This window comes from Pseudomonas sp. S30, assembly GCF_016518545.1.
Lineage (GTDB): Bacteria > Pseudomonadota > Gammaproteobacteria > Pseudomonadales > Pseudomonadaceae > Aquipseudomonas.
In genome coordinates, this window is sequence record NZ_JACVTO010000002.1 from 24552 (window position 1) to 50566 (window position 26015).

Sequence of the window (26015 nt, forward strand, 5' to 3'; positions counted from 1 at the left end):
GCTGAGCACCTCCGGGCCTGTCCTGCACCGAGGGATCCGCCGAACGAGGGACGCTCGGTACCGGGTATGCAAAGCCTCCTCACCAGGCTTCGCAGGCCCGGTTCGCCATCATTGCTCTGGGTGCAGGAGAGCGGCATAGCCCTGACGGTAGCTTGGGTACTGTGGAACCCAGCCCAGGGCGCGCGCCCGGGCGTTGCTGCAACGCTTGCTGCCGGTGCGGCGCACTCGCTGCTCGTCCGACCACTTGGTGACGCTCAGGTAGTCGCGCAGCCAGGCCACCACCTCGGCAAGGGGCGCCGGATCGTCATCCACGCCCAGGTAGCAGGTGTGCAGCGCGACGCCTTCGGCGTCGGCCTGGAGCAGGAAGGCCAGCAGGCCTGCCGCATCCTCGGCGTGGATGCGGTTGCCGTACAAAGGTGGCGTCTCGGCGACTCGATACCCCTGGCGCACCTGATTGAGCAACCACTCGCGGCCTGGACCGTAGATGCCTGTCAGACGCACTACGCTGGCCGGTAATCCACTGTCCAGCGCCAAGCGTTCGGCCTCCAGCATGATCCGACCCGAATAACCTTCGGGTTCGGTAGCGTCCTGCTCATCCACCCAGGCACCGTCCTGCTGGGCATAGACGCTGCTGCTGGAGACGAACAGCAGACGCCGCGGACGCTGGCCGGTGCACGCCAGCCACCCCAAAACATGCCGCAGGCCCTCGACATAGGCCGCGCGATAGCCGGCTTCGTCGTGCTCGCTGGCCGCCACGCAATACACCAGGTAGTCCGGTGAGCGATTGGGCCAAGCCTGGGGCACCGAAGACTCGAACAGGTCGGCGGCCACGGGCACGACACCCCTGGGCAACTGCTCGACCCGACGTCGAACCCCCCACACGTGCCAGCCGGCCGACATCAGTCGCTGGGCGAGCCGGCCGCCTACGTCCCCACAACCTACGATCATCGCGGACAGATCCGACATCACTTCCCTCCAGTTACAAAGCTCCAGGCTAGCGCTATCTGACGATCAGCGGTCATGGAGCGCGTAAAAAAGTTACTCTATTGCTTTTGTTAACAAGAATTAGTTGCAATAATGGCGACCTGAAAGTTCTCGGTCCGTCTCGAGGCCATGGGGAACGTCATTCTTTTTCTTCATCAGGTCCGGCCAGCATGACTCGCACTCAACCTTCCGCTTCGCCAACCACATCGCGCGCCTGGGGCGCCATCGCTGCGCTGATGCTCAGCCTGGTGCTCACCCCTGCCGCCATGGCTGAAGAGCCTGCCGCCGCTGGCGCCAGCGCACCGGCCAGCACTGCCGGAGCCGCGCCTTCGGCCGCCCCTGCCGATACCGCGCAGGTGCCGAACCAGGCTCTACCAGCGACAGACGCCCAGGCCCCCGTCGGTCAAGGCACCGAAGCGGTGGTCGAAGACACCTCGCTGGGCATGGCTCACGACCTGTCGCCCTGGGGCATGTACAAGAATGCCGATGTGGTGGTCAAAGCCGTGATGATCGGTCTGGCCATCGCCTCCATCATCACCTGGACCATCTGGATCGCCAAGGGCTTCGAGCTGCTGGGCGCCAAGCGTCGCCTGCGCGGCGAGATCGCCCTGCTCAAGAAGGCCGCAAGCCTCAAGGACGCCAGCAGCGCCACCAACAAGGAAGGCACCCTGGCTCACACGCTGGTCCACGACGCCCTCGAGGAAATGCGCCTGTCGGCCAATACCCGTGAAAAGGAAGGGATCAAGGAGCGCGTCAGCTTCCGCCTGGAGCGTCTGGTCGCGGCCAGCGGCCGATCCATGAGCAGCGGCACCGGCGTGCTGGCCACCATTGGCTCCACCGCCCCGTTCGTCGGTCTGTTCGGCACCGTCTGGGGCATCATGAACAGCTTCATCGGCATCGCCAAGACCCAGACCACCAACCTCGCAGTGGTCGCGCCCGGTATCGCCGAAGCCCTGCTGGCCACCGCTCTAGGCCTGGTCGCAGCGATCCCGGCCGTGGTCATCTACAACGTCTTCGCCCGTTCCATCGCCGGCTACAAGGCACAGGTATCGGACGCCTCGGCGCAGGTCCTGCTGCTGGTCAGCCGCGACCTCGACCACCAGGCTGGCGATCGCGCCGCCCCGCACATGGTGAAAGTGGGGTAAGCCATGGGCCTGCATCTCAACGAAGGTGGCGACGACCTCGCCGAAAACCACGAAATCAACGTTACGCCGTTCATCGACGTGATGCTGGTACTGCTGATCATCTTCATGGTCGCGGCCCCCCTGGCCACGGTCGACATCAAGGTCGACCTGCCTGCCTCCACCGCCAAGCCGGCGCCGAGGCCGGAGAAGCCGGTGTTCGTCAGCGTCAAGGCCGACAAGAAGCTGTACATCGGCGATGACCTGGTGGCCTCGCCCGACCAGCTTGGCGCGATGCTCGACGCCAAGACCAAGGGTGACAAGGAAACCACTCTGTTCTTCCAGGCCGACAAGGGGGTCGACTACGGTGACCTGATGGAAGTGATGAACACCCTGCGCACGGCCGGCTACCTGAAAGTCGGTCTGGTCGGACTCGAGACGGCAGCCAAGAAATGACGAAGACGCGCTCCAACCTGGCGCGCTACGGTGTCAGCCTGGCCGCCGTGCTGGGTGTGCACGCGATCGCCGTGCTGCTCACGCTCAACTGGTCGGTGCCGCAGGCCATCGAACTGCCGCCGGCAGCGATGATGGTCGAGCTGGCGCCGCTTCCCGAGCCGGCACCGCCGCCGCCGCCCAAAGCCGTTCCGCCACCACCGGCACCGGTCGAGGAGCCGCCCCTGCCGAAGCTGGCCGAGGCGCCGAAGCCGAAGATCGCCATTCCCAAGCCGCCCAAGCCAAAGCCCAAGCCGCAGCAGCCCAAGCCGGAGAAGAAGCCGGAGCCGCCGAAGGACGAACCGCCCGCCAAGGAGCCGGTGGCCGATACGCCGCCGAGCAACGCGCCGCCGAAGAAATCGGCCGCGCCCGAGCCGAGCATCGCGTCCAACAGCAATGCCCTGCCGAACTGGCAGAGCGACCTGCTGCGTCACCTGAGCAAGTTCAAGCGGTATCCGGAAGATGCGCGTCGCAGAGGCTTGCAGGGCATCACTCGGCTGCGCTTCGTGGTCGATGCCGAAGGCAAGGTGCTGTCGTATTCGATCGCGTCGGGTTCGGGCAGCGCATCGCTCGACCGCGCGACCATGGACATGATCCGTCGTGCAGGCGCAGTGCCCAAGCCACCGGCTGAAATGCTCAACAATGGTCAGATCGAGGTCGTCGCGCCCTTCGTGTACTCGCTGGACAAGCGCTGACACATTCAATCTGTCACACAGCCGCAAGTCTGATAACGTGCGTCTATCGATTGCACCCGCTATGCTGGGGCCGCAACTTCATGGACGCACGTTATGACCCTCACAGAACTCCGCTACATCGTCACACTCGCCCAGGAACAGCACTTCGGCCATGCGGCCGAACGCTGCCACGTCAGCCAGCCGACCCTGTCGGTGGGGGTGAAGAAGCTCGAGGACGAACTCGGTGTGCTGATCTTCGAGCGCAGCAAGAGCGCAGTACGCCTGACCCCGGTGGGGGAAAGCATCGTCGCCCAGGCCCAGAAGGTACTGGAGCAGGCGCAGGGCATCCGTGAACTGGCCCAGGCTGGCAAGAACCAGCTCACCGCCCCGCTGAAAGTCGGCGCCATCTATACCGTCGGTCCCTATCTGTTCCCGCACCTGATTCCGCAATTGCATCGGGTCGCACCGCAGATGCCGCTGTACATCGAAGAGAACTTCACCCACGTGCTGCGCGAGAAATTGCGCAACGGCGAACTGGACGCAGTGATCATCGCCCTGCCCTTCAACGAGGCCGATGTGCTCACCCTGCCGCTGTACGACGAGCCCTTCTGCGCGCTGATGCCGGCCGATCACCCGTGGACGGCGAAGAAGACCATCGACGCCGGGTTGCTCAACGACAAGAGCCTGCTGCTGCTCGGCGAGGGCCACTGTTTCCGCGATCAGGTGCTCGAAGCCTGTCCGACCCTGACCAAGGGCTCGGAGGCATCCCGGCACACCACGGTGGAATCCAGCTCGCTGGAGACCATTCGGCACATGGTCGCCTCGGGTCTGGGCGTGTCGATCCTGCCGCTGTCGGCCGTGCACAGCCACCACTACGCACCCGGGGTGATCGAGGTCCGTCCGCTGACGGCCCCCGCCCCGTTCCGCACGGTGGCCATCGCCTGGCGTGCGAGCTTCCCGCGGCCCAAGGCCATCGAGATCCTCGCCGACTCGATTCGTCTGTGCTCGGTGGCCAAGGCGCCCACGCAGCAGCCGGCCTGACATCATGACCGAGCTGTCGAAGGTGCCGGTCACCGAGTTGAAGGGCGTCGGCGAGGCCATGGCGGAAAAGCTCGCCAAGGTGGGCCTGGAAAGCTTGCAGGACGTGCTGTTCCACCTGCCCTTGCGTTATCAGGATCGCACCCGCGTCGTACCCATCGGCGCCCTGCGCCCCGGCCAGGATGCCGTGATCGAAGGCGTGGTCAGCGGCGCCGACGTGACCATGGGCAAGCGGCGCAGCCTGGTGGTGCGCCTGGGCGACGGCACCGGCGTGCTGAGCCTGCGCTTCTATCATTTCAGCAATGCGCAGAAGGAAGGGCTCAAGCGCGGCACTCACCTGCGCTGCTATGGCGAAGCGCGTCCCGGCGCCTCGGGTCTGGAGATCTACCACCCGGAGTATCGCGCGCTCAATGGAGACGAGCCACCACCGCCAGTGGAACAGACGCTCACGCCGATCTACCCGACCACCGAAGGGCTCACCCAGCAGCGCCTGCGCCTGCTCTGCCAGCTCAGCCTGGCCAAGCTGGGCCCGCGCAGCCTGCCTGACTGGCTACCCGATGAGCTGGCCCGCGACTATCACCTGGCGCCGCTGGACGATGCCATTCGCTACCTGCACAACCCGCCTGCCGATGCCGACCTCGACGAGCTCGCCGAAGGTCAGCACTGGGCTCAGCACCGGCTGGCCTTCGAAGAGCTGCTGACCCATCAGCTTTCACAGCAGCGCCTGCGTGAAAGCCTGCGCGCGCTGCAAGCGCCAGCGCTGCCCAAGGCCAGCCGTTTGCCCGGCCTGTACCTGGCCAACCTGGGCTTCGCGCCCACGGGCGCCCAGCAGCGGGTCGGCAATGAAATAGCCTACGACCTCAGCCAGCCCGAGCCGATGATGCGCCTGGTGCAGGGGGACGTCGGCGCCGGCAAGACCGTGGTCGCAGCGCTCGCCGCCCTGCAAGCGCTGGAGGCGGGCTACCAGGTAGCGCTGATGGCACCGACCGAGATTCTCGCCGAACAGCACTACCTGACCTTCAAGCGCTGGCTCGAACCGCTGGGCATCGAAGTCGCCTGGCTGGCTGGCAAGCTCAAGGGCAAGGCGCGTACCAGCGCGCTCGAACAGATCGCCGGGGGAGCGCCGATGGTGGTCGGTACCCATGCCCTGTTCCAGGAAGAAGTGGTGTTTCGCAACCTGGCGCTGGCCATCATCGACGAACAGCACCGCTTCGGCGTGCAACAGCGCCTGGCGCTGCGCAAGAAGGGCGTGAACGGCCTGATGTGCCCCCATCAGTTGATCATGACCGCCACGCCTATCCCGCGCACCCTGGCCATGAGCGCGTATGCCGACCTGGATACGTCCATCCTCGACGAGCTGCCGCCCGGCCGCACGCCGGTCAATACCGTGCTGGTGGCCGACAGTCGCCGCTTCGAAGTGGTCGAGCGGGTGCGCGGCGCCTGCGCGCAGGGACGCCAGGCGTACTGGGTGTGCACGCTGATCGAAGAGTCGGAGGAGCTGACCTGCCAGGCCGCTGAGAGTACCTTCGAGGAGCTGGGCAGCGCCTTGGGCGAGCTGCGCGTAGGGCTGATCCATGGGCGCATGAAGCCTGCCGAAAAGGCAGCCGTGATGGCCGAGTTCAAGGCCGGCGAGTTGCAACTGCTGGTGGCCACGACGGTCATCGAAGTCGGCGTGGACGTTCCCAACGCCAGCCTCATGATCATCGAGAACCCCGAGCGACTGGGCCTGGCCCAGCTTCACCAATTGCGCGGCCGAGTCGGCCGGGGCAGCGCCGCGAGTCACTGCGTGCTGCTCTACCATCCGCCTCTGTCGCAGATCGGTCGAGAGCGCCTGGGTATCATGCGCGAGACCAACGACGGCTTCGTCATCGCGGAAAAGGACCTGGAGCTGCGCGGGCCCGGCGAGATGCTCGGCACCCGTCAGACCGGCCTGCTGCAATTCAAGGTTGCCGACCTGATGCGCGACGCGGACCTGCTGCCAGCGGTACGTGACGCCGCACAGGCGTTGCTGGCACGCTGGCCGGAGCATGTCAGTCCATTGCTCGATCGCTGGCTGCGTCACGGCCAACAATACGGCCAAGTGTGACCTTGGTCCCATTCGCGCACCAGCTTGAGTCACAGGCTGGTTATACTTCTTGTTCGAAAAAAGACACCTGGGAAGACAGACCATGACCGAAGTGGCCTTGGAAACCGCACACCCGCACGCCCCGCAGGTCATCCGGCTGTTGCTGGAAAAACTGGGCGTCGGCTACCGCGAGGTGCGCGAACAGCCATCTATGCCCGTCGCTTCGCGCGTCCAGGCAGTGCTGCTGGACGACGAAGTCGGCGCGCTCATGGTCCTCTTTCCACAGAGCCACCTGCTGGACCTCAAGCGTCTGGAGGAACTCACCGGCCGCAAGCTGACCGCAGTTCCCCTGGAGCGTCTCAGGAAGATGCTCGACAAACACTCGCTCAAGTGCCTGCCGGCCCTGCCGGCGCTCACCAGCTCGCCCTGCCTGTACGACGAACGGTTGCTGGCGGTCGAGACGCTGCTCATCCAATCGGGCGAGGACGGGCTGTTGCTCGAAATCGCCCGCGACGACTTCAAGCGCATGCTGAGCAAGGCCAGCGCCGGCGCGTTCGGTGTGGAAGTGGAGGGGATCCGCCGCAACCTCGATCGCCCCCACGACGACACCCGCGAGATTTCCCATGCGGTGCAGGCCTTCACCGCGCGGCGTATCCAGCAACGCCTGGAGCAGACCATCGAGATCCCGCCACTGGCCGATACTGCGCAGAAGATCATCAAGCTGCGGGTCGATCCCAACGCCAGCCTGGACGACATAACAGGCGTGGTGGAGACCGATCCGGCCCTCGCGGCGCAAGTGGTCAGCTGGGCAGCCTCGCCCTATTACGCCTCGCCCGGCAAGATCCGTTCGGTGGAAGACGCCATCGTTCGGGTGCTGGGCTTCGACCTGGTGATCAACCTCGCCCTGGGACTGGCCCTGGGCAAGACCCTGAGCCTGCCCAAGGATCATCCCCAGCAGGCCACGCCCTACTGGCAGCAGTCGATCTACACGGCGGCGGTGATCGAGGGCCTGACCCGTGCCATGCCTCGCACCGAGCGGCCCGAGGCCGGGCTGACCTACCTGGCAGGCCTGCTGCACAACTTCGGCTACCTGCTGCTGGCGCACGTGTTCCCGCCACATTTCTCGCTGATCTGTCGCCACCTGGAGGTCAACCCGCACCTCTACCACAGCTATGTCGAGCAGCACCTGCTGGGCATCAGCCGGGAGCAGATCGGCGCCTGGCTGATGAAGCTGTGGGACATGCCGGACGAGCTGTCCACGGCGCTACGCTTCCAGCACGATCCGGGCTACGAGGGCGAGTATCACGCCTATCCCAACCTGGTATGCCTGGCGACTTCGCTGCTGCGTTCGCGGGGCATCGGTGCCGGGCCGCAGGAGGAGATTCCCGACGCGCTGCTCGAGCGGCTCGGGCTGACCCGCAGCAAGGCCGAGGATGTGGTCAGCAAGGTGCTGGAGGCCGAAGCGCTGCTGCGCGAACTGGCCTCGCAATTCCAGCCGCCCCACTGACGGATTGCTCGCCCGGCGGCTACGTGGTGGAAGCTCAGGTCTTCTTCTTGCGCGGCTTGAGGTATTTCATCAGGCCCTGGAACCAGATCACCAGGGCCGGGTTGCCCTTGATCTGGATGCTCTTGTCCTGGATGCCCTGCATGAATGCCAACTGCTTGTTGGCCGCCTGCAACGTGGCGAAGCCATAGGCGGCATCCTTGAAGGCGATGGCGAACGCAGGATCGGGGTGAAGTCCGCTGCTGCTACGGATGCGCTCGCCGCTGACCTTGAAGTGCCTGGCCACCTTGCCGTCCAGCGTCTGCATCTGGAACACCAGGTCCTTGCCGCGCAGCTGTTGCTGAAACGCCGGGTTCCTGCGGCTGGCCCTGGCCATCAGCAAGCCCATCACCCAGAGAAGAAAGCGAAACTTCATCAGCGTGCCTCGATTGGAATATGACCGAAGCGCGGATTCTAGCCTCTTTCCAAGGCAATTACGTTAGTACCGATCCTGACTGACGGAGGCATGACGGGTGCGTAGCCACCCGTCCAATCCTGTGCCGCGAGCGGTCACTTGGCCTTTTTGGTGGGTTTGGCGGGTTTGGCGGCGCTTGCCGATTCGCCGACGACGCCCTTGAGGTTCTTGCCTGGCTTGAAGGCAACGGTGTTGCTGGCCTTGATCTTCACCGGCTCCCCCGTCTGGGGATTCTTGCCGGTGCGGGCGCCGCGATGACGTTTTTCGAAAGTGCCGAAGCCCACAAGCGTGACGGTGTCCTTTTTGAGCGCAGCCGTGATGCTATCGAGAATGGCGTTCAACACCTGGTTAGCCTTGTCCTTGGTCAGGTCGGCCTTTTCGGCGATGACGGCGGCGAGTTCTGGTTTACGCATGGTGAGGCCTCTTGGACGGAATTTTTGTTGTTATGCCTTGTGCCCGCGAGCGCAGCGCCGTGAGCGCCACAGGCTCTGGTGTGCAGCAGGCGCAGTGAGAATGGCACGGGCATGGGGGGCGCGCTAGTGCCTGGACGGCCATTGTCGCAGGCCTCAGACGCCATACACGACAGACCCAGCGCCATTCACGCCATCAGCGCGGGAAGCTGACGGTTCAAGGTGAGCTTTTCCTTCACGGCATCACCGGTCAGCGCGTAGCCCAGCAACTGACCTTCGGCGCTGTAGCACAGCATCTTCAGGTCCGCACCCTGCCCTTCGAGCTGCCAATGGCCTGTCTGACCCAGGGGTACAGGCGCCACCACCAGTGGGCAAGCCGGTGTCTTCACGGTAACGGGCATCGGGCCGTAAGTCACCGACGTCGGAGTGCCGGCCAGGGTCTGGGCCAGGGCACGGGCGCAGGCCATCAGGGGCATGACGTACAGCAGGTTGATGCCCTCGACCTCGGCGCAATCGCCCAGGGCGAAGATGTTGGCATGCGAGGTGCGCAGCTGACGATCCACCACCACCGCGCGATTGACCTGCAGCCCGGCAGCCGCCGCCAGATCGGTACGTGGACGTAGGCCCACGGCCGACACCACCAGGTCGCAATCGATCACGCTGGCATCGGACAGGTGCGCCCGAAGCGCGCCACCCGCCCGGTCGAGGCGGGTGAGCACCGGCCCCAGGTGGAACCGCACACCCAGCGCCTGCAGGCCGATCTGCACGGCGCTGGCGGCTGCCGGCGGCAGCAGCGTCGGCATCAGCTGCTCGCACGGGGCGACCACTTCGCACTGGTAGCCGCCCAGGCTCAGATCATTGGCGAACTCGCAGCCGATCAGGCCGGCGCCCAGTATCAGCACCCGCTGCTTACCGGCTGCCGCGGCACGAAAGCGCGCGTACTCTTCCAGGTCGTTGATCGCGAAGATCGACGCTGCGCCATCCCCCTCTACCGGAACCGGCACGGTCTGCGCGCCCCATGCCAGCACCAGGTCGCGATAAGGCACGGCTTCCTGGCCGATCCACAGGCGCCTGTGGCCTGGATCGATACCGCTGACGCGGGTGTGAGTGCGAATCTCGGCCTTGAGTTGCTCGGCCATCGCGCCGGGCTCGGCCATGCACAGGGCATCGGCTTCCTTGCCCTTGGCGAAGCTGGTGGAGAGCATGGGCTTGGAGTAGGAACGCCCATCGTCGGCGCTGATCAGCACCAGCGGGGTGTCGCCATCGAGCTTGCGAAATTCCCGTGCAAGGTTGTAGCCCGCCAGGCCAGTGCCGATGATCACCACAGGTGCCGTCATGTCGCATTTCCTCTCGTTGCGCAGTCGTCGATCAGCCGATGGCGATCATCTCGAAATCGCTCTTGCCGACACCGCAATCCGGGCACAGCCAGTCTTGCGGGACATCTTCCCAAGGCGTGCCGGGTGCGATGCCGTCGTCCGGCCAGCCTTCGGCCTCGTCGTAGATCAAGCCACAGACAATGCATTGCCACTTCTTCATCGGGTTTCCTCGCTCAGGCGTCGTGTTGCCGCTGGCGATCCTGGACGGTTGCCAGGGTAGCGCCGCGCAATTCATGGGGGCTTTGTACTGGCCCGGCGGGCAGGATGCAAGCACACCGGGCAATCATGCTAAGCTCGCCGCCTCTGTGGATGTCTCAAGCATACCGACGTGTCTCACGAATCCCCGCAAGCAGCCGCTGTGGCGTGGCTGGCGTATCCGCAAGTGGCGAGCGCACTCGACCGACGCAGCCTCGACTGGCTGTTCGACGAGGGCTCGCTGACCCGGCGCCTGACCCGCCTGTCCGCCGATCACTTCTGCGTCACGCCACTGTGCGAAGGCTGGCAGACCCTGCGCGAGGACGAATGCCTGGCCCTGAACCTGGTGCCCGGGGCGCAAGGCTGGGTGCGCGAAGTGTTTCTGCAAGGACACGCGCAGCCCTGGGTCTTCGCGCGCAGCGTGGCCAGCCGCGCGGCATTGGAGCGCGGGGGCCTGGACCTGGAAACCCTCGGTAGCCGCTCGCTGGGCGAGCTGCTGTTCTGCGACCACGCCTTCATCCGCCACCCCATCCAGGTGTGCCGCTATCCCCAGGCCTGGTTGCCGTCGCACTGCGCCCAGCAAGGTCTATGGGGCCGACGCTCGCGGTTTTCTCGTGAAAACCTGGATCTGCTGGTCGCCGAGGTGTTCCTGCCCGCCCTGTGGCAGGCCGACAAGGAGGTCTCGCACTGATGTACCTGCGCCTGCTGCAGTCGTTGAATCGTCTCCACCCGCGCGCCTGGGACTTCGTCCAGCTCAGCCGTCTGGACCGTCCCATCGGTATCTACCTGTTGCTGTGGCCCACGCTTTCGGCCGTCTGGATCGCCGCGCACGGCTCACCCTCCCTGGCCAACGTGCTGATCTTCGGGCTCGGGGTGGCGTTGATGCGGGCGGCGGGTTGCGCGATCAACGACTTCGCCGACCGCAAGGTCGACGGACACGTCAAGCGCACCGCCGATCGTCCACTGGCCAGCGGACGGGTGAAGCCGCGTGAAGCGCTGATGCTGTTCGCCGTGCTCACGGCGATCAGTTTCCTGCTGGTGCTGTGTACCAATGCCAGCACCGTGTGGCTGTCGTTCGGCGGCGTGGCACTGGCCTTCTGCTATCCGTTCATGAAGCGCTATACCTACTACCCTCAGGTGGTGCTGGGCGCGGCGTATTCCTGGGGCATCCCCATGGCGTTCACGGCGGCGGGCGCCGAACTGTCGGCCGTGGCCTGGCTGCTGTACATCGCCAACCTGCTGTGGACGGTGGCCTTCGATACCTACTACGCCATGGTCGACCGCGACGACGACCTGAAGATCGGCGTGAAGTCCACCGCCATCCTCTTCGGTGAGGCCGACCGGGTGATCATCCTCGGCCTGCAGGTGCTGTCGTTGGGATGCCTGTTGCTGGCCGGCAATCTCGCCGGGCTCGGTGGCGGGTTCTACCTGGGGTTACTCGCAGCACTGGCCTGCTTCGTGTGGGAGTTCCGCTCGACTCGCTCGCGCCAGCGCGAGGCCTGTTTCAAGGCATTCCTGCACAACCACTGGGCCGGACTGCTGGTCTTCGCCGGCGTGGTGCTGGACTACGCGCTGCGCTGAGCCATGGCCACGCCGCCTGGTGTGGCCGATGCAGGCGCCCTACCTTTCGGCCACGCAATCGAGGCCCGGCCAAGGCCGTCCAGCTCGTGGCCGTCACGCGTTACCGCAGGCCCGCAGCTGGCATGGATAACGCTCACCGATCGCTGGCGACAGCCCTTCGCAGCCTGGTCAGGTCACGCAATGTCGCCAGAATGGCCAGCACTCTGTCACACAGCTGCAATAATTCCGTTATCTAATGCGGGCCAAGACACCTTGGATGGGAGAGGTTTGAGCATGGTTGGCAGGAACATTCTGATCGTCGACGACGAAGCGCCTATTCGCGAGATGATCGCCGTTGCGTTGGAAATGGCCGGCTACGATTGCCTCGAAGCGGAGAACTCCCAGCAGGCCCACGCCATCATCGTCGACCGCAAGCCGGACCTGATCCTGCTCGACTGGATGCTGCCCGGCACGTCGGGCATCGAGTTGGCGCGCCGCCTGAAGCGCGACGAGCTGACCGGCGACATTCCGATCATCATGCTCACCGCCAAAGGCGAAGAGGACAACAAGATCCAGGGCCTGGAAGTCGGTGCCGACGACTACATCACCAAGCCGTTCTCGCCCCGCGAGCTGGTCGCGCGCCTGAAGGCCGTGCTGCGCCGTACCGGCCCGAGCGACAGCGAGGCGCCGATCGAGGTCGGCGGCCTGCTGCTCGATCCGATCAGCCACCGCGTGACCATCGACGGCAAGCCTGCCGAGATGGGCCCGACCGAATATCGACTGCTGCAGTTCTTCATGACCCACCAGGAGCGTGCCTACACCCGTGGCCAATTGCTCGACCAGGTGTGGGGCGGCAACGTCTATGTGGAAGAACGTACGGTGGACGTGCACATCCGTCGCCTGCGCAAGGCCCTGGGTGAAGTCTACGAAAATCTGGTACAAACCGTACGCGGCACCGGCTACCGTTTCTCGACCAAGAGCTGAGAACGGCAGCGAACCGCCCTGAGCGGCGGTCAGCAAGCCAATCAATGGACGTGAATGCACCACCGATCCACCTCTACTTGCAGCCTCTGGCCTGCAACTGGTCGCTGGATCCGAAGGATCCTGCGAAGTGAACCAGAACTGGCACGCCACCCTCATTCGCCACCTGCTGCTGTTGATCAGCGTCTGCCTGCTCGGCGGGCTGGTCAGTGGCGAGTATGGCTGGAGCCTGGCCATCGGGCTGGCACTGTACCTGGCCTGGACCCTCAAGCAATTGCTGCGCCTGCACGACTGGCTGCGCAATCACCAGCCCGATGAGGCACCTCCGGATGGCTATGGGTTGTGGGGCGAGGTGTTCGACAGCATCTACCACCTGCAACGCCGCGACCAGCGAGTACGCGGTCGCCTGCAGGCGGTGATCGACCGGGTCCAGGAGTCCACCGCGGCACTGCGCGACGCCGTGATCATGCTCGACAGCGACGGCAACCTGGAATGGTGGAACCGCGCCGCCGAAACCCTGCTGGGCTTCAAGACGCCACAGGACGGTGGCCAGCAGGTGACCAACCTGGTCCGACACCCTCGCTTCAAGGAGTATTTCGAGGCGGAAAACTACGCCGAGCCGCTGGAAATACCCTCGCCCATCAACGACCGCCTGCGCGTGCAACTGCACATCACCCGCTACGGCAACAACGAGCACCTGATGCTGGTGCGCGACGTCACGCGCATCCACCAGCTCGAGCAGATGCGCAAGGATTTCGTCGCCAACGTGTCCCATGAGCTGCGCACGCCACTGACGGTGATCACCGGCTACCTGGAAACCCTGCTGGACAACGTCGAGGATGTGAATCCACGCTGGACCCGCGCCCTGCAACAGATGAGCCAGCAGGGCGCTCGCATGCAGACGCTGCTCAACGACTTGCTGCTGCTGGCCAAGCTGGAAGCCACCGACTACCCCTCGGACAACCAGCCGGTCATGGTCCAGAGCTTGCTGCAGTCGATCAAGGGGGACGCCCAGGCGCTGTCCGGGCCCAAGCGCCAGCACATCACCCTGGAGGCCGTGCCGGGCGTACGGCTCAAGGGCAGCGAGTCCGAGCTGCGCAGTGCCTTTTCCAACCTGGTGTTCAACGCCGTGAAGTACACCCAGGAAGGCGGCAATATCCGCATACGCTGGTGGGCCGACGAGCAGGGCGCGCACCTGAGCGTGCAGGATTCAGGGGTCGGTATCGACGCCAAGCACCTGCCACGCCTGACCGAACGCTTCTACCGCGTCGATTCCAGCCGCGCGTCCAACACCGGGGGGACCGGCCTGGGCCTGGCCATCGTCAAGCACGTGCTGATGCGCCATCGCGGCAAGCTGGAGATCAGCAGCGTACCGGGCCATGGCAGCACCTTCACCTGCCACTTCGCGCCGGCGCAGTTGATCGCCACCCAGTCCTGAACACCGGTCGAGCGCGTACGGCCATGCTCAGCGCACTTTGCTTTTAGCGCCCCAGCCGCTACATTGGATCCCCTGTGCCAGCGCGAGCTGGCACCTTTTTCTCTCCTATCTGAGACGGACCCCGTAAAAACTCCATCATGGACCCTTCCCCTGCTTTAACCCTCGCTTCCCTGTTCGCCGACTTCGGCATGATCCTCTTCGCTCTGTTCCTGGTGCTGCTCAACGGCTTCTTCGTTGCTGCCGAGTTCGCCATGGTCAAGCTGCGCTCCACCCGGGTGGACTCCATCGCCGAACTGCACGGCTGGCGCGGCAGCATTCTGCGCAAGGTTCACAATCAGCTCGACGCCTACCTGTCCGCCTGCCAGCTGGGCATCACCCTGGCCTCGCTCGGCCTGGGCTGGGTCGGCGAGCCGGCCTTCGCGCATCTGCTCGAGCCGCTGCTGGCCTACCTGGGCGTCGACAGCCCCGAGCTGATCAAGGCGGTATCGTTCTTCGTCGCCTTCTTCGTGATTTCGTACCTGCACATCGTGGTCGGCGAGCTGGCACCCAAGTCCTGGGCGATCCGCAAGCCCGAGCTGCTGTCGCTGTGGACGGCGGTGCCGCTGTACCTGTTCTACTGGCTGATGTATCCGGCCATCTACCTGCTCAACGCCAGCGCCAACGCCATCCTGCGCATCGCGGGCCAGGGCGAGCCAGGCCCGCACCACGAGCATCACTACAGCCGTGAGGAACTGAAGCTGATCCTGCACTCCAGCCGTGGGCAGGACCCTAGCGACCAGGGCATGCGGGTACTGGCCTCGGCCGTGGAAATGGGCGAGCTGGAAGTGGTCGACTGGGCCAACTCGCGCGAGGACATGGTGGTGCTCGACGCCAAGGCGCCGCTCAAGACCATCCTGGCCATGTTCCGCCGCCACAAGTTCAGCCGTTACCCGGTGTACGACGCCGAGCGTGGCGAGTTCATCGGCTTGCTGCACATCAAGGACCTGCTGCTGGAGTTGGCCGAGCTCGACCACTTGCCCGAGCGCATCGACCTGGACGAGCTGGCACGCCCGCTGGAGCGCGTGTCCCGGCACCTGCCGCTGTCGCAGTTGCTGGAGCAGTTCCGCAAGGGCGGCGCACACTTCGTGCTGGTCGAGGAAGCCGACGGCAAGGTCATCGGCTACCTGACCATGGAAGATGTGCTGGAAGTGCTGGTCGGCGACATTCAGGACGAGCACCGCAAGGCCGAACGCGGGGTGCTGGCCTATCAGCCGGGCAAACTGCTGGTGCGCGGCGACACCCCGCTGTTCAAGGTCGAGCGCCTGCTGGGCGTGGACCTGGATCACATCGAAGCCGAGACCCTCGCCGGGCTGGTCTACGAGTCGCTCAAGCGCGTGCCCGAGGAAGAGGAAGTGCTGGAGGTCGAGGGCCTGCGGATCATCATCAAGAAGATGAAAGGTCCCAAGATCGTGCTGGCCAAGGTGCTCAAGCTGGACTGAAGCACCACCTTCGCGGCAGCAGGCGCATGCGCTGCCGCGTTCGGTCGATCAGGCGCCGGGGATGAACTGCTTGTGCGCCGTGCCCCGGGCGATCAGCCGCGACAGGTAATCGAGCTTCTGTGCGTCCTGGTCGACGAACTTGAACGTCAACTGCAGCCAGTCGCTCTCCGGCTTGGGCTCGAGGGCAGCGACCGCATGCAGGTAGCCATTGAGCCGTGCCACCTCGGCGTTCTCGCCTTGCTCCAGGTCCAGTACCGCCCCTTCGAGCACCTGCGGCAACGTGGCGCTGCGACGCACCACCAGCAGCGCCTCCTTCAGGCTCAGCGCCTTGATCACGCACGGCTGGTTACCACTGGCCAGGCGCAACTGGCCCTGGCCACGCCCGGTCGGTACCGGCGAAGCGCTTTGCGCGGGCGGCGTGCTGGCAGCCGGCTTCGGTGCCGCGGCCGCAGCGGCGGTGACCGCGACCTTGGCGACCTCTGGCTTGCCGCCGGTCAGGGCACTGAGCGAATCGTTGGCGAAGGCCGAACTGGCCCGCGTCGGCGTCGCCATCAACCCTTCGAGCTTGCCGATGCGCTGCAGCGACTTCTTCACCTTGGTCAGGAGCTGTTCGTTGGTGAAAGGCTTGCCGACGAAATCGGAGACGCCGGCCTGGATGGCCTGGATCACGTTCTCCTTGTCTCCGCGACTGGTCACCATGATGAACTGCAACGCCTTCATCTCAGGCTGCTGACGGCACCAGGCGAGCAATTCGAGGCCGGACATTTCCGGCATTTCCCAATCGCACAGGACCAGGTCGAAACGCTCCTTGGTCAGCATGGCCATGGCCTTGCGCCCATTGACCGCATCTTCGATGACCATGCCGGGGAAGGCGTTGCGCAGGCACTTTCTCACCAGGTCGCGGATGAACGGCGCGTCATCCACCACCAGTACATTGACTTTACTCATCGATACTCCTCTTGAATCCCGACTAGCTTACCGCCGAATGATGGCAATTTGCCAAAGCACTGTTCACGCCGGGACGTTTCAAGACAGTTCGCGGGTGCCTGCTGCGTCAGCCGCCAACGAAAACGCCCGGCCGAAGCCGGGCGTCGATGGCCGCGGGCAATACTATTTATCGTCCGCTCGGCCCGGAACATTAGCCCTTTCCAACGCGGCCAGCGCATCGCCCTGGACCTCCGCCGTCATGCGCTTGAGGCCCATGTGACGCACATCGGTCCCACGCACCAGGTAGATCACCAGTTCGGAAATGTTGCGGGCATGATCGCCGATGCGCTCCAGCGAACGCAGTGCCCAGATCACGCTGAGCACCCGCGAGATCGAGCGTGGGTCCTCCATCATGTAGGTGACCAGCTCGCGCAGGGCGGTCTTGTATTCGCGGTCGATGGTCTTGTCGTACTGCGCGACCGACAGGGCCAGGTCGGCGTCGAAACGGGCGAAGGCGTCCAGGGCGTCACGCACCATGTTGCGCACCTGATCGCCGATGTGTCGCACCTCCACGTAGCCGCGTGGCGATTCGCCTTCCTCGCACAGCTGGATGGCCCGACGGGCGATCTTGGTCGACTCGTCGCCGATGCGCTCCAGGTCGATCACCGATTTGGAGATGCTGATGATCAGGCGCAGGTCGGAGGCCGCTGGCTGACGACGGGCCAGAATGCGCACGCACTCCTCGTCGATGTTGCGCTCCATCTGGTTGATCTGCTCGTCGACCTCACGCACCTGCTGGGCCAACCCCGAATCGGCCTCGATCAGCGCGGTGACGGCGTCGTTGACCTGTTTCTCGACCAGCCCGCCCATGGCCAGCAAGTGGCTGCGCACCTCTTCCAGCTCGGCGTTGAACTGCTGGGAGATGTGATGGGTGAGGCCTTCTTTGTTGATCATCGTTTCGCTCCGTGAAGCTGCTAGGGGCGCAGGCTTGAAGGGGTTCGGGGGTCATCCCGGCCTGTGGCCGCTGGTGGTCATGCAATGGCGACTAGCCGTAGCGCCCGGTAATGTAGTCTTCGGTCTGCTTTTTCGCCGGGTTGGTGAACAACGTGTCGGTATCGCCCACCTCGATCAGCTTGCCCATGTACATGAAAGCGGTGTAGTCCGAAACTCGGGCCGCTTGCTGCATGTTGTGGGTGACGATAACGATGGTGTACTTGGACTTGAGCTCGTAGATCAGCTCCTCGACCTTGAGCGTGGAGATCGGGTCCAGTGCCGAGCACGGTTCGTCGAGCAGCAGCACTTCCGGTTCCACGGCGATGGTGCGGGCGATCACCAGACGCTGCTGCTGACCACCGGAAAGGCCCAGCGCCGAGTCGTGCAGGCGGTCCTTGACCTCATCCCACAGGGCCGCACCCTTGAGCGCCCACTCCACCGCTTCATCGAGCACGCGCTTCTTGTTGATGCCCTGGATACGCAGGCCGTAGACCACGTTCTCGTAGATGGTCTTGGGGAACGGGTTGGGCTTCTGGAATACCATGCCCACCCGACGGCGCAGTTCGGCCACGTCCTCGCCCTTGCGGTAGATGTTGTGGCCGTAGAGGTTGATGGCGCCTTCCACGCGGCAACCGTCCACCAGGTCGTTCATGCGGTTGAAGGTGCGCAGCAGGGTCGACTTGCCGCAGCCGGACGGCCCGATGAAGGCGGTCACGCGCTGCTTGGGGATGTTCAGTTGCACATCGAACAACGCTTGCTTGTCACCATAGAACAACGACAGGCCTGGCACTTCGATGGCCACGGTCTCATCGGCCAGGCGCAAGCTCTGCTTGTCGCGTCCCAGGGCCGACATGTCGATGCCGTGAGCGGGGGTATCGTGTTGCATGGTCTCACTCCGGTTGTAGCTGCGCGCATCGGGCTGCCAGCTGCCAGTGGGGTAACGCGGCGTGCCGCTTGCCGCGCGTGGCTCGACGCCGGGATCAGCTGTCGAGGGCCTTGTACTTCTCGCGCAGGTGATTGCGGATCCACACGGCCGACAGGTTGAGGCTGGCGATCACCAGCACCAGCAGCAGCGCGGTGGCATAGACCAGCGGTCGCGCCGCCTCGACGTTCGGGCTCTGGAAGCCGACATCGTAGATGTGGAAGCCCAGGTGCATGATCTTCTGGTCCAGGTGCAGATAAGGGTAGTTGCCATCGACCGGCAGGGACGGTGCCAGCTTCACCACACCCACCAGCATCAACGGCGCGACCTCCCCTGCCGCCCGCGCCACGGCGAGAATCATGCCGGTCATCATCGCCGGGCTGGCCATGGGCAGGACGATCTTCCACAGCGTCTCGGCCTTGGTCGCACCCAGGGCCAGCGAGCCCTCGCGCACGGTCCGCGGGATCCGCGCCAGGCCTTCTTCGGTGGCCACGATCACCACCGGCACCGCCAGCAACGCCAGGGTCAACGAAGCCCACAGCAGGCCAGGCGTGCCCAGGGTCGGGGCCGGCAGCGACTCGGGGAAGAACAGCCGGTCGATCGAGCCGCCCAGCACGTAGACGAAGAAGCCCAGGCCGAACACGCCGTACACGATCGCCGGCACCCCGGCCAGGTTGTTCACGGCGATGCGGATCAGCCGGGTGACCGGGCCCTGGCGGGCATACTCGCGCAGGTACACCGCCGCCAGCACGCCGAACGGCGTGACGATCACCGCCATGATCAGGGTCATCATCACCGTGCCGAAAATGGCCGGGAAGATCCCGCCTTCGGTATTGGCTTCACGCGGGTCGTCACTGAGGAATTCCCAGACCTTGCCGAAATAGGTGCGCAGCTTGGTCATCGTCGACATGCCGTTGGGCTGGATCGCATGCACCACCTTGCTCAGGTTGATCTCCACCTGGCGGCCGCTGCCGTCACGGGCCACCAGGCTGTCGCGGGCGAAGGCCTGGTGCAGACCGCTGAGGCGCTCCTCGATGGTCTTGTAGCGGTTGTTGAGCTCGGCGCGCTCGGCCTCGATATCGGCCTGGGCGACGGCGTCCAGCTTGCCTTGCAGTTCGAGCTTGCGACTGTGCAGCCGCAGGCGTTCCAGACCGTGGTTGATCGAGCCGATATCCTTCTTTTCCAGGCTCACCAGCTGGTCGTTCAGTTCGCTGGCGCGCTTGAGCCGCGCTTGCAACTCGCTCCAGGCGCTCGGCCCGGAGGCGACCACACGGCCGTCTTCCTTGACGCTCACCAGATAGCCGTAGAAATTGCCCCACTCACGGCGCTCCACGGCCATGAGCTCGGCGGGCTTGCGCTGATCCACCAGCCAGTCGCCGACCAGCCAGGTGAAGTCGCTGCCATTGAGGTCACGGTTACCGACCTTGACCAGTTCGCGGGTCATGAACTCCGGGCCTTGGTCGGGCACCGGCAGCCCCGCACTCTTCAAGCGCGCGCGCGGCACCTCTTCCTGCTGCACCACTTCACCGACCACCACCACGTCGGCCTGGCCAGGCACCTTGTAGGTCGCCTGGACCAGGTCGGCTGGCCAGAAGTGGCCCAGACCGCGCACGGCGATCACCGCCAGCAGGCCGATGGTCATGATCACCGCCATGGCGACCGCGCCACCGCTGATCCACACACCGGGGGCGCCGCTCTTGAACCAGCCTTTGAGGGAATCCTGTTTCACGGATCTCTACCTTTCTATCAAAGCGACGAGTATTTCTTGCGCAGACGCTGGCGAATCAGCTCGGCCAAGGTGTTCATCACGAAGGTGAACAACAGCAGCACGAGTGCGGCGAGGAACAGCACACGGTAGTGGCTGCCACCGACTTCCGATTCGGGCATTTCCACGGCCACGTTGGCGGCCAGGGTGCGCATGCCCTCGAACAGGTTCATTTCCATCACCGGGGTGTTGCCGGTCGCCATCAGCACGATCATGGTCTCGCCCACGGCCCGGCCCATGCCGATCATCAGGGCCGAGAAGATACCCGGGCTGGCGGTGAGGATGACCACCCGGGTGAGGGTCTGCCAGGGCGTCGCGCCGAGAGCCAGCGAACCCAGGGTGAGGCTGCGCGGCACGCTGAACACGGCGTCTTCGGCGATCGAATAGATGTTGGGGATGACCGCGAAGCCCATGGCGATCCCCACCACCAGGGCGTTGCGCTGGTCGTAGGTGATGCCCAGGTCGTGGCTGATCCACAGGCGCATGTCGCCGTTGAAGAACCAGCTCTCCAGGAACGGGCTCATGGACAGGGCGAACCAGCCGATCGCCAGGATTACCGGAATCAGGATCGCCGCCTCCCAGCCATCCGGGACCCGCAGGCGAATCGACTCGGGCAGGCGACTCCAGCCGAACCCCACGAGCAGGATGCCGATCGGCAGCAGCAACAGCAGGCTGAACACACCCGGCAGGTGGCCTTCCAGGTACGGCGCCAGGAACAGCCCGGCGAAGAAGCCCAGGATCACCGTGGGCATCGCTTCCATCAGCTCGATCACTGGCTTGACCTTGCGGCGCATGCCCGGCGCCATGAAATAGGCCGTGTAGATGGCCGCGGCGATCGCCAGGGGCGCGGCCAGGATCATGGCGTAGAACGCGGCCTTGAGCGTGCCGAAGGTCAGCGGCGACAGACTCAGCTTGGGTTCGAAGTCGGTGTTCGAGGCCGTGGACTGCCAGACGTACTTCGGTGCGTCATAGTTTTCGTACCAGACCTTGCCCCACAGCGCGCTGAAAGACACTTCCGGGTGGGGGTTGCGCAGGCTCAGCGGCAGCAGCTTGTCGCCCTGCTCGATCATGATGCGGTTGGCACGTGGCGACAGGGCCAGCAGCCCGGCGCCCTCGGCAACCGGCTCCACCAGCAGGGTGCGATGCGCGGTGCTGTGGAACACCCCGAGCTTGCCGTCGCGGTCCAGGGCGATGAAGCCCTTGCGGCGCTCTTCGGCGTCGATCTGCACGATCGGTGCCTTGCCCAACTGGAAGCTGCGGATCAGCTTGAGCCGAGATTCGCCATCGGAATCGCGGGCCATGAACCACTGGCTCAGCCCACCTCTGGAGTCGCCGAGGATCAGCGAAATGCCACCCACCAACTGGCCACTGGCGGTGATCTCGGCATTACCGTCGTCGAGCAGCTTGTAGCGACCGTTCAGGCTCTTGTCGCGCAGGCTGAAGACATCGGCGGTGGCACGGCCGTTGATCACGTACAGCCACTGCTGGCGTGGGTCGATGAAGATGTTCTTCACCGTTTCGGCCATCTGCGGCAAGACGATGCGCGCCTGCTCGGTGCTGACCTCGCCGGTGAGCATGTTCTCGCTGCTGGACAGCGACAGCACCTGCAACTGGGCACCGGTGGAGCCGGCCAGCAACAGCGTGTCGCCGCTTCGACTCAGGCTCACGTGCTCCAGCGCCCGGCCTTGCTCGTCGAGCAGCAGCGGTGCCTGGCCGTAGGGGTAGTCGATATCGGGCGTGATGGTCTTCTTGTTGTCCGGATAGGTGATCTTGTAGCTATGGTGAAAAACCAGGGCGCGGCCATCGGACAGGCCCAGCACCATGAGCGGGCTACCAGGCTGGTCGCTACCGATCGCCGTGATCGAGGCGCCTGCCGGGACCGGCAGGTCGACGCGCTTGAGCTGCGCGCCGGTGCGGGTGTCGAAGAACAGCGCCTGGCCCTTGTCGGAGACCCGCAGGCCCACCAGGTTCTGCTCCTCCAAGGCCAGTGCCAGCGGCTTGCCGGCGTCGTGCTGCAACCAGGCTGGTTGCAGGGCGGCCTTGCGGGTCAGCTCGGCACCCTGAAACAGAGGCAGCACCACATAGGCCAGGTAGAAGAAGATCAGCGTGATCGCTGCCAGCACGGCCAGCCCGCCCACCAGGACATACCAGCGGGTCAGGCGATCTCTCAACGCGCGCAGACGGCGCTTGCGTTGCAGCTCGGGCGTATTGAAGTCAATGCGCACGGGAGGGGAATCGGAGGTCATCGTGGAATTGGCCAGGTCATTCATGGGCACACCGTAGCGGCACCTTATTACAGAAACATGACAATAGGGTGACGCAAAAAAGCCCGCCGCTCAGGGGACCTGGCACCGGACTGAAAAGGCGCTGCAAGCGAACGGCGGGTGAGGCCGCGCGCTTGCAGGACAGCGGCTTACTTGTGGGCCAGGCCCAGGTCGTTCAGGGTCTTTTCCACGACCTTGGCGGGCAGCGGGATGTAGCCATCCTTGACCACTACCTGTTGGCCAGCCTGGGACAGCACCAGCTTGACGAACTCGGCTTCCAGCGGCGCCAGCGGCTTGTTCGGCGCCTTGTTCACATACACGTAGAGGAAGCGCGACAGCGGGTACTTGCCGTTCAGGGCGTTCTCTTCGGTGTCTTCGATGAACTCGCTGCTGCCCTTCTTGGCCAGGGCCACGGTCTTGACGCTGGCGGTCTTGTAGCCGATGCCCGAGTAGCCGATACCGTTGAGCGAAGAGCTGATCGACTGCACCACCGAGGCCGAGCCGGGCTGTTCGTTGACGTTAGGCTTGAAGTCGCCTTTGCACAGCGCCTCTTCCTTGAAGTAGCCATAGGTGCCCGATACCGAATTACGGCCGAACAGCTGGATCGGCTTGTTGGCCAGATCACCGGTCACGCCCACGTCGCCCCAGGTCTTGACCTCGGCCTTACCACCGCACAGGCGAGTGGAGGAGAAGATCGCATCGACCTGCTCCATGGTCAGGTGCTGGATCGGGTTGTCCTTGTGCACGAACACCGCCAGGGCATCGACCGCCACGGGGATGGCGGTCGGCTTGTAACCGTACTTCTGCTCGAAGGCCTGCAGTTCGACGTCCTTCATCTTGCGGCTCATGGGGCCCAGGTTGGCGGTACCCTCGGTGAGCGCGGGCGGCGCGGTGGACGAGCCGGCGGCCTGGATCTGGATGTTGACGTTCGGATATTCCTTCTTGTAGGCCTCGGCCCACAGGGTCATCAGGTTCGCGAGGGTATCGGAACCTACGCTGGAGAGGTTGCCCGATACGCCAGTGGTCTTGGTGTAGGACGGGATTGCAGGATCGACAGCGGCTACCGCGGTGGCGGCTGCCACGCCAGCGGCGGCAAATGTCAGGGCCGCCATCAAACGCTTCAATTTCATGCCTTGCTCCTAGCAGGAATAGGGGGTGTCGGATGGAACGGGGCCCAGTATCGGCAGGCCGCGTGAACACGATATGACCCAATTGTGACAAATGGATGAAATGCCATCATCGCTGGCGCACCTTCCACCCTTCCCTCTGGGCACCCCCCGCTGCCGCGCGAATCAGCGCCTGTTGACCAGCAAGTAGCCACCCACACCCAGGCCCACCATGCACAGCCCCGCCACGTAGTAGGCCGGCGCCATCGGGCTGACCTTGAGCAGTCCGGTCACCACCATGGGTGTGAGGCCGCCGAAAATGGCGTAGGCCACGTTGTAGGAGAACGACAGACCACTGAAACGCACCACGGCCGGGAAGGCCTTGACCATCACATAGGGCACTGCACCCACCAGGCCGACGAACAGCCCGGTGACGGCATACAGCGGGAACAGCAGTTCCGGGCGCGTCGGCAGGCTGTGATAGAAGCTCCAGGACGACACCAGCAACCCGATGCTGCCGAGCACGAACACGCGGCCGGCACCGAAGCGATCGGCCAGGCGGCCGGCGCCGATGCAGCCAAGGCTGAGCAGGACGATTGCCAGGCTGTTGGCCTTCAGCGAGTCGGTAGGGCTGATGTGATACAGGCTCTGCAACAGCGCCGGGGTCATCAGGATCACCACCACGATGCCGGCAGACAGCAGCCAGGTCAGCAGCATCGACAGCACGATCGCGCCCCGGTGGTCGCGCAGCACCGCCCGCAACGGCAGCTCTTCGGCCAGCGCCTTGCGCTGCTGCATCTCGGCGAACACCGGGGTTTCATGCAACCAGCGACGCAGGTACACGGCCAGGAAGCCGAACACGCCACCCAGCAGGAAGGGAATGCGCCAGGCGTAGTCGGCGACCTGCTCGGGTGTGTACAGGCTGTTGATCAGGGTGGCCACCAGCGAACCCAGCAGAATTCCCGCCGTCAGACCGGCCGTGAGCGTACCGCAGGCATAGCCGGTGTTGCGCTCGGACACATGCTCGGAAACGAACACCCAGGCGCCTGGCACCTCGCCGCCAATGGCCGCACCCTGGACCACGCGCATCAGCAACAGCAGGATCGGCGCCCATAGGCCGATCTGCGCGTAGGTCGGCAGCAGGCCCATGATCAGGGTCGGCAAGGCCATCATGAAGATGCTCAGGGTGAACATTTTCTTGCGCCCGAGCAGGTCACCGAAGTGGGCCATGACGATGCCCCCCAGCGGTCGGGCCAGGTAGCCTGCGGCGAAGATGCCGAACGTCTGCATCAGGCGCAGCCACTCGGGCATTTCGGCCGGAAAGAACAGCTTGCCGACCACCGTGGCGAAGAACACGAAGATGATGAAATCGTAGAACTCCAGGGCGCCGCCCAGCGCGGACAGCGAGAGGGTCTTGTAGTCGTTGCGGTTCAGCGGGCGCGAAGGCTGCTCGAGGGGGGTGGGCACGGAGGTCATGAACGTTCTCTTTATGGACAGGCCGCTTGTGCCGCGGCTGCTGAAGCGGGAAGGACGAAGATAGCAAATTGCCGGGTACGGCTCCTAGCGATACAAAAACCCTACACTTATTCATCCGTGAACGGTCGTACCAGGCAGATCCCGCCTATATACTCGCCGCTTGTAGGAATAGGTTGAATATGATGTGGGATGTTGAGCTAAAGCGGTGGTCATTATGGCCTGGCAGATGCTCAGAATGTTCTCAGGGCCGCCAACTGCAGCGAGATCAGCGTAGTATGTTTCAGGCTGAATCGTTCTCAAGGCGTCCACTCCTGCGCCAATCCATGAAGCTTCAAGGGTCAGAGGCCCCCCGGCATGATCGAGCTCGAACAAGAAGATCCCATTCCGCAAGGTGACCTGGCGCTGCAGATCACTGCACTGCCGCGTGAAACCAACGGCTTTGGTGACATTTTCGGCGGCTGGCTGGTCGCCCAGATGGACCTGGCCGGCACGGCCATGGCCAGTCGCGTGGCCGCGGGTCGCGTGGCCACGGTGTCCATCGACCGCATGGCCTTTCTGGTGCCCGTTGCCGTGGGCGCGCAGTTGTCGTTCTACACCCAGACCCTGGAAGTCGGGCGCAGCTCCATCCACATGATGGTCGAGGTGTGGAGCGACGACCCGCTGTCCAGCGAATGGCGCAAGGTCACCGAGGCGCGGTTCGTGTTCGTCGCCATCGACGGTAGCGGAAGAACCCGCTCGGTGCCCCGCTGCTGAGGCGCCGGAAGGGGTAAACTCGTCGCTGACATCGAGGTC

24 protein-coding genes are annotated in these 26015 nt (G+C 64.6%); 12 read left to right on the forward strand and 12 right to left on the reverse strand.

The annotated features are described in order from the left end of the window. Positions 1–108: 108 nt before the first annotated feature. The gene (locus tag IAE34_RS02950) at positions 109–966 is read right to left on the reverse strand and encodes an NAD-dependent epimerase/dehydratase family protein (protein ID WP_200137361.1); all 858 of its coding nucleotides are present in this window, start codon (positions 964–966) and stop codon (positions 109–111) included. 188 nt (positions 967–1154) lie between these two features. Between IAE34_RS02950 and exbB the strand changes: the two genes are divergently transcribed. The 6 genes from exbB to IAE34_RS02980 all read left to right on the forward strand — a co-directional run bounded on the left by exbB (position 1155) and on the right by IAE34_RS02980 (position 7881). After that, complete coding sequence (gene exbB / locus IAE34_RS02955; protein WP_200137362.1) at positions 1155–2129, forward strand: tonB-system energizer ExbB; 975 nt, start codon at positions 1155–1157, stop codon at positions 2127–2129. Between the two features lie 3 nt (positions 2130–2132). Continuing rightward, positions 2133–2561, forward strand: a complete 429-nt coding sequence (gene exbD, locus IAE34_RS02960; protein WP_200137363.1) for a TonB system transport protein ExbD — start codon at positions 2133–2135, stop codon at positions 2559–2561. After that, positions 2558–3292 (forward strand): energy transducer TonB, encoded by a 735-nt coding sequence (locus tag IAE34_RS02965; RefSeq protein WP_200137364.1) that lies wholly within the window; start codon positions 2558–2560, stop codon positions 3290–3292. Before exbD ends, IAE34_RS02965 begins: the two co-directional genes overlap by 4 nt. Before the next feature lie 93 nt (positions 3293–3385). Beyond that, the gene (locus IAE34_RS02970) at positions 3386–4312 is read left to right on the forward strand and encodes a hydrogen peroxide-inducible genes activator (RefSeq protein WP_200137365.1); all 927 of its coding nucleotides are present in this window, start codon (positions 3386–3388) and stop codon (positions 4310–4312) included. A gap of 4 nt (positions 4313–4316) precedes the next feature. Further along, the gene (gene recG, locus IAE34_RS02975) at positions 4317–6395 is read left to right on the forward strand and encodes an ATP-dependent DNA helicase RecG (RefSeq protein ID WP_200137366.1); all 2079 of its coding nucleotides are present in this window, start codon (positions 4317–4319) and stop codon (positions 6393–6395) included. A gap of 82 nt (positions 6396–6477) precedes the next feature. Continuing rightward, a complete protein-coding gene (locus IAE34_RS02980; RefSeq protein ID WP_200137367.1) occupies positions 6478–7881 on the forward strand; it encodes an aminoacyl-tRNA deacylase and HDOD domain-containing protein in 1404 nt (467 codons plus the stop codon). A gap of 34 nt (positions 7882–7915) precedes the next feature. Here IAE34_RS02980 and IAE34_RS02985 read toward each other — a convergent pair whose 3' ends face one another. The 4 genes from IAE34_RS02985 to IAE34_RS03000 all read right to left on the reverse strand — a co-directional run bounded on the left by IAE34_RS02985 (position 7916) and on the right by IAE34_RS03000 (position 10278). Next, a complete protein-coding gene (locus IAE34_RS02985) occupies positions 7916–8293 on the reverse strand; it encodes a helicase (RefSeq protein ID WP_200137368.1) in 378 nt (125 codons plus the stop codon). Between the two features lie 134 nt (positions 8294–8427). Then, positions 8428–8745 carry an HU family DNA-binding protein gene (locus IAE34_RS02990; protein WP_200137369.1) on the reverse strand — a complete coding sequence of 106 codons (318 nt, stop codon included), beginning with the start codon at positions 8743–8745 and terminating at the stop codon, positions 8428–8430. A gap of 185 nt (positions 8746–8930) precedes the next feature. Further along, a complete protein-coding gene (locus tag IAE34_RS02995) occupies positions 8931–10079 on the reverse strand; it encodes an FAD-dependent oxidoreductase (RefSeq protein WP_200137370.1) in 1149 nt (382 codons plus the stop codon). A gap of 31 nt (positions 10080–10110) precedes the next feature. Further along, a complete protein-coding gene (locus IAE34_RS03000) occupies positions 10111–10278 on the reverse strand; it encodes a rubredoxin (RefSeq protein WP_200137371.1) in 168 nt (55 codons plus the stop codon). A 168-nt stretch (positions 10279–10446) separates the two neighbouring features. Between IAE34_RS03000 and IAE34_RS03005 the strand changes: the two genes are divergently transcribed. The 5 genes from IAE34_RS03005 to IAE34_RS03025 all read left to right on the forward strand — a co-directional run bounded on the left by IAE34_RS03005 (position 10447) and on the right by IAE34_RS03025 (position 15770). Then, positions 10447–11004 carry a chorismate--pyruvate lyase family protein gene (locus tag IAE34_RS03005; RefSeq protein WP_200137372.1) on the forward strand — a complete coding sequence of 186 codons (558 nt, stop codon included), beginning with the start codon at positions 10447–10449 and terminating at the stop codon, positions 11002–11004. Continuing rightward, positions 11004–11894, forward strand: coding sequence for a 4-hydroxybenzoate octaprenyltransferase (ubiA, locus tag IAE34_RS03010; RefSeq protein ID WP_200137373.1), 891 nt, complete (start codon positions 11004–11006; stop codon positions 11892–11894). Before IAE34_RS03005 ends, ubiA begins: the two co-directional genes overlap by 1 nt. A gap of 273 nt (positions 11895–12167) precedes the next feature. After that, positions 12168–12857 (forward strand): phosphate regulon transcriptional regulator PhoB, encoded by a 690-nt coding sequence (gene phoB / locus IAE34_RS03015; RefSeq protein ID WP_200137374.1) that lies wholly within the window; start codon positions 12168–12170, stop codon positions 12855–12857. 127 nt (positions 12858–12984) lie between these two features. After that, the gene (gene phoR, locus IAE34_RS03020; RefSeq protein ID WP_200137375.1) at positions 12985–14292 is read left to right on the forward strand and encodes a phosphate regulon sensor histidine kinase PhoR; all 1308 of its coding nucleotides are present in this window, start codon (positions 12985–12987) and stop codon (positions 14290–14292) included. A gap of 137 nt (positions 14293–14429) precedes the next feature. After that, the gene (locus IAE34_RS03025) at positions 14430–15770 is read left to right on the forward strand and encodes a hemolysin family protein (RefSeq protein WP_200137376.1); all 1341 of its coding nucleotides are present in this window, start codon (positions 14430–14432) and stop codon (positions 15768–15770) included. Between the two features lie 48 nt (positions 15771–15818). Here IAE34_RS03025 and IAE34_RS03030 read toward each other — a convergent pair whose 3' ends face one another. The 7 genes from IAE34_RS03030 to IAE34_RS03060 all read right to left on the reverse strand — a co-directional run bounded on the left by IAE34_RS03030 (position 15819) and on the right by IAE34_RS03060 (position 25223). Further along, positions 15819–16718, reverse strand: coding sequence for a response regulator (locus tag IAE34_RS03030; protein ID WP_200137377.1), 900 nt, complete (start codon positions 16716–16718; stop codon positions 15819–15821). A gap of 162 nt (positions 16719–16880) precedes the next feature. After that, positions 16881–17651, reverse strand: a complete 771-nt coding sequence (gene phoU / locus IAE34_RS03035) for a phosphate signaling complex protein PhoU (RefSeq protein WP_200137378.1) — start codon at positions 17649–17651, stop codon at positions 16881–16883. Between the two features lie 91 nt (positions 17652–17742). Then, the gene (gene pstB, locus IAE34_RS03040) at positions 17743–18576 is read right to left on the reverse strand and encodes a phosphate ABC transporter ATP-binding protein PstB (protein ID WP_200137379.1); all 834 of its coding nucleotides are present in this window, start codon (positions 18574–18576) and stop codon (positions 17743–17745) included. 94 nt (positions 18577–18670) lie between these two features. Continuing rightward, positions 18671–20341: a phosphate ABC transporter permease PstA gene (gene pstA / locus IAE34_RS03045; protein ID WP_200137380.1), complete on the reverse strand. Its 1671-nt coding sequence runs from the start codon at positions 20339–20341 to the stop codon at positions 18671–18673. A 17-nt stretch (positions 20342–20358) separates the two neighbouring features. Further along, positions 20359–22647: an ABC transporter permease subunit gene (locus IAE34_RS03050; RefSeq protein ID WP_233630914.1), complete on the reverse strand. Its 2289-nt coding sequence runs from the start codon at positions 22645–22647 to the stop codon at positions 20359–20361. 143 nt (positions 22648–22790) lie between these two features. Beyond that, positions 22791–23771, reverse strand: a complete 981-nt coding sequence (locus tag IAE34_RS03055; protein WP_200137381.1) for a phosphate ABC transporter substrate-binding protein PstS — start codon at positions 23769–23771, stop codon at positions 22791–22793. 162 nt (positions 23772–23933) lie between these two features. Beyond that, entirely contained in the window at positions 23934–25223 is a 1290-nt protein-coding gene (locus IAE34_RS03060) for an MFS transporter (RefSeq protein ID WP_200137382.1), read from the reverse strand. Between the two features lie 354 nt (positions 25224–25577). Here IAE34_RS03060 and IAE34_RS03065 point away from each other — a divergent pair, with 354 nt between their 5' ends. Continuing rightward, positions 25578–25976 (forward strand): acyl-CoA thioesterase, encoded by a 399-nt coding sequence (locus IAE34_RS03065; protein ID WP_200137383.1) that lies wholly within the window; start codon positions 25578–25580, stop codon positions 25974–25976. The last annotated feature ends 39 nt before the right edge of the window (positions 25977–26015 follow it).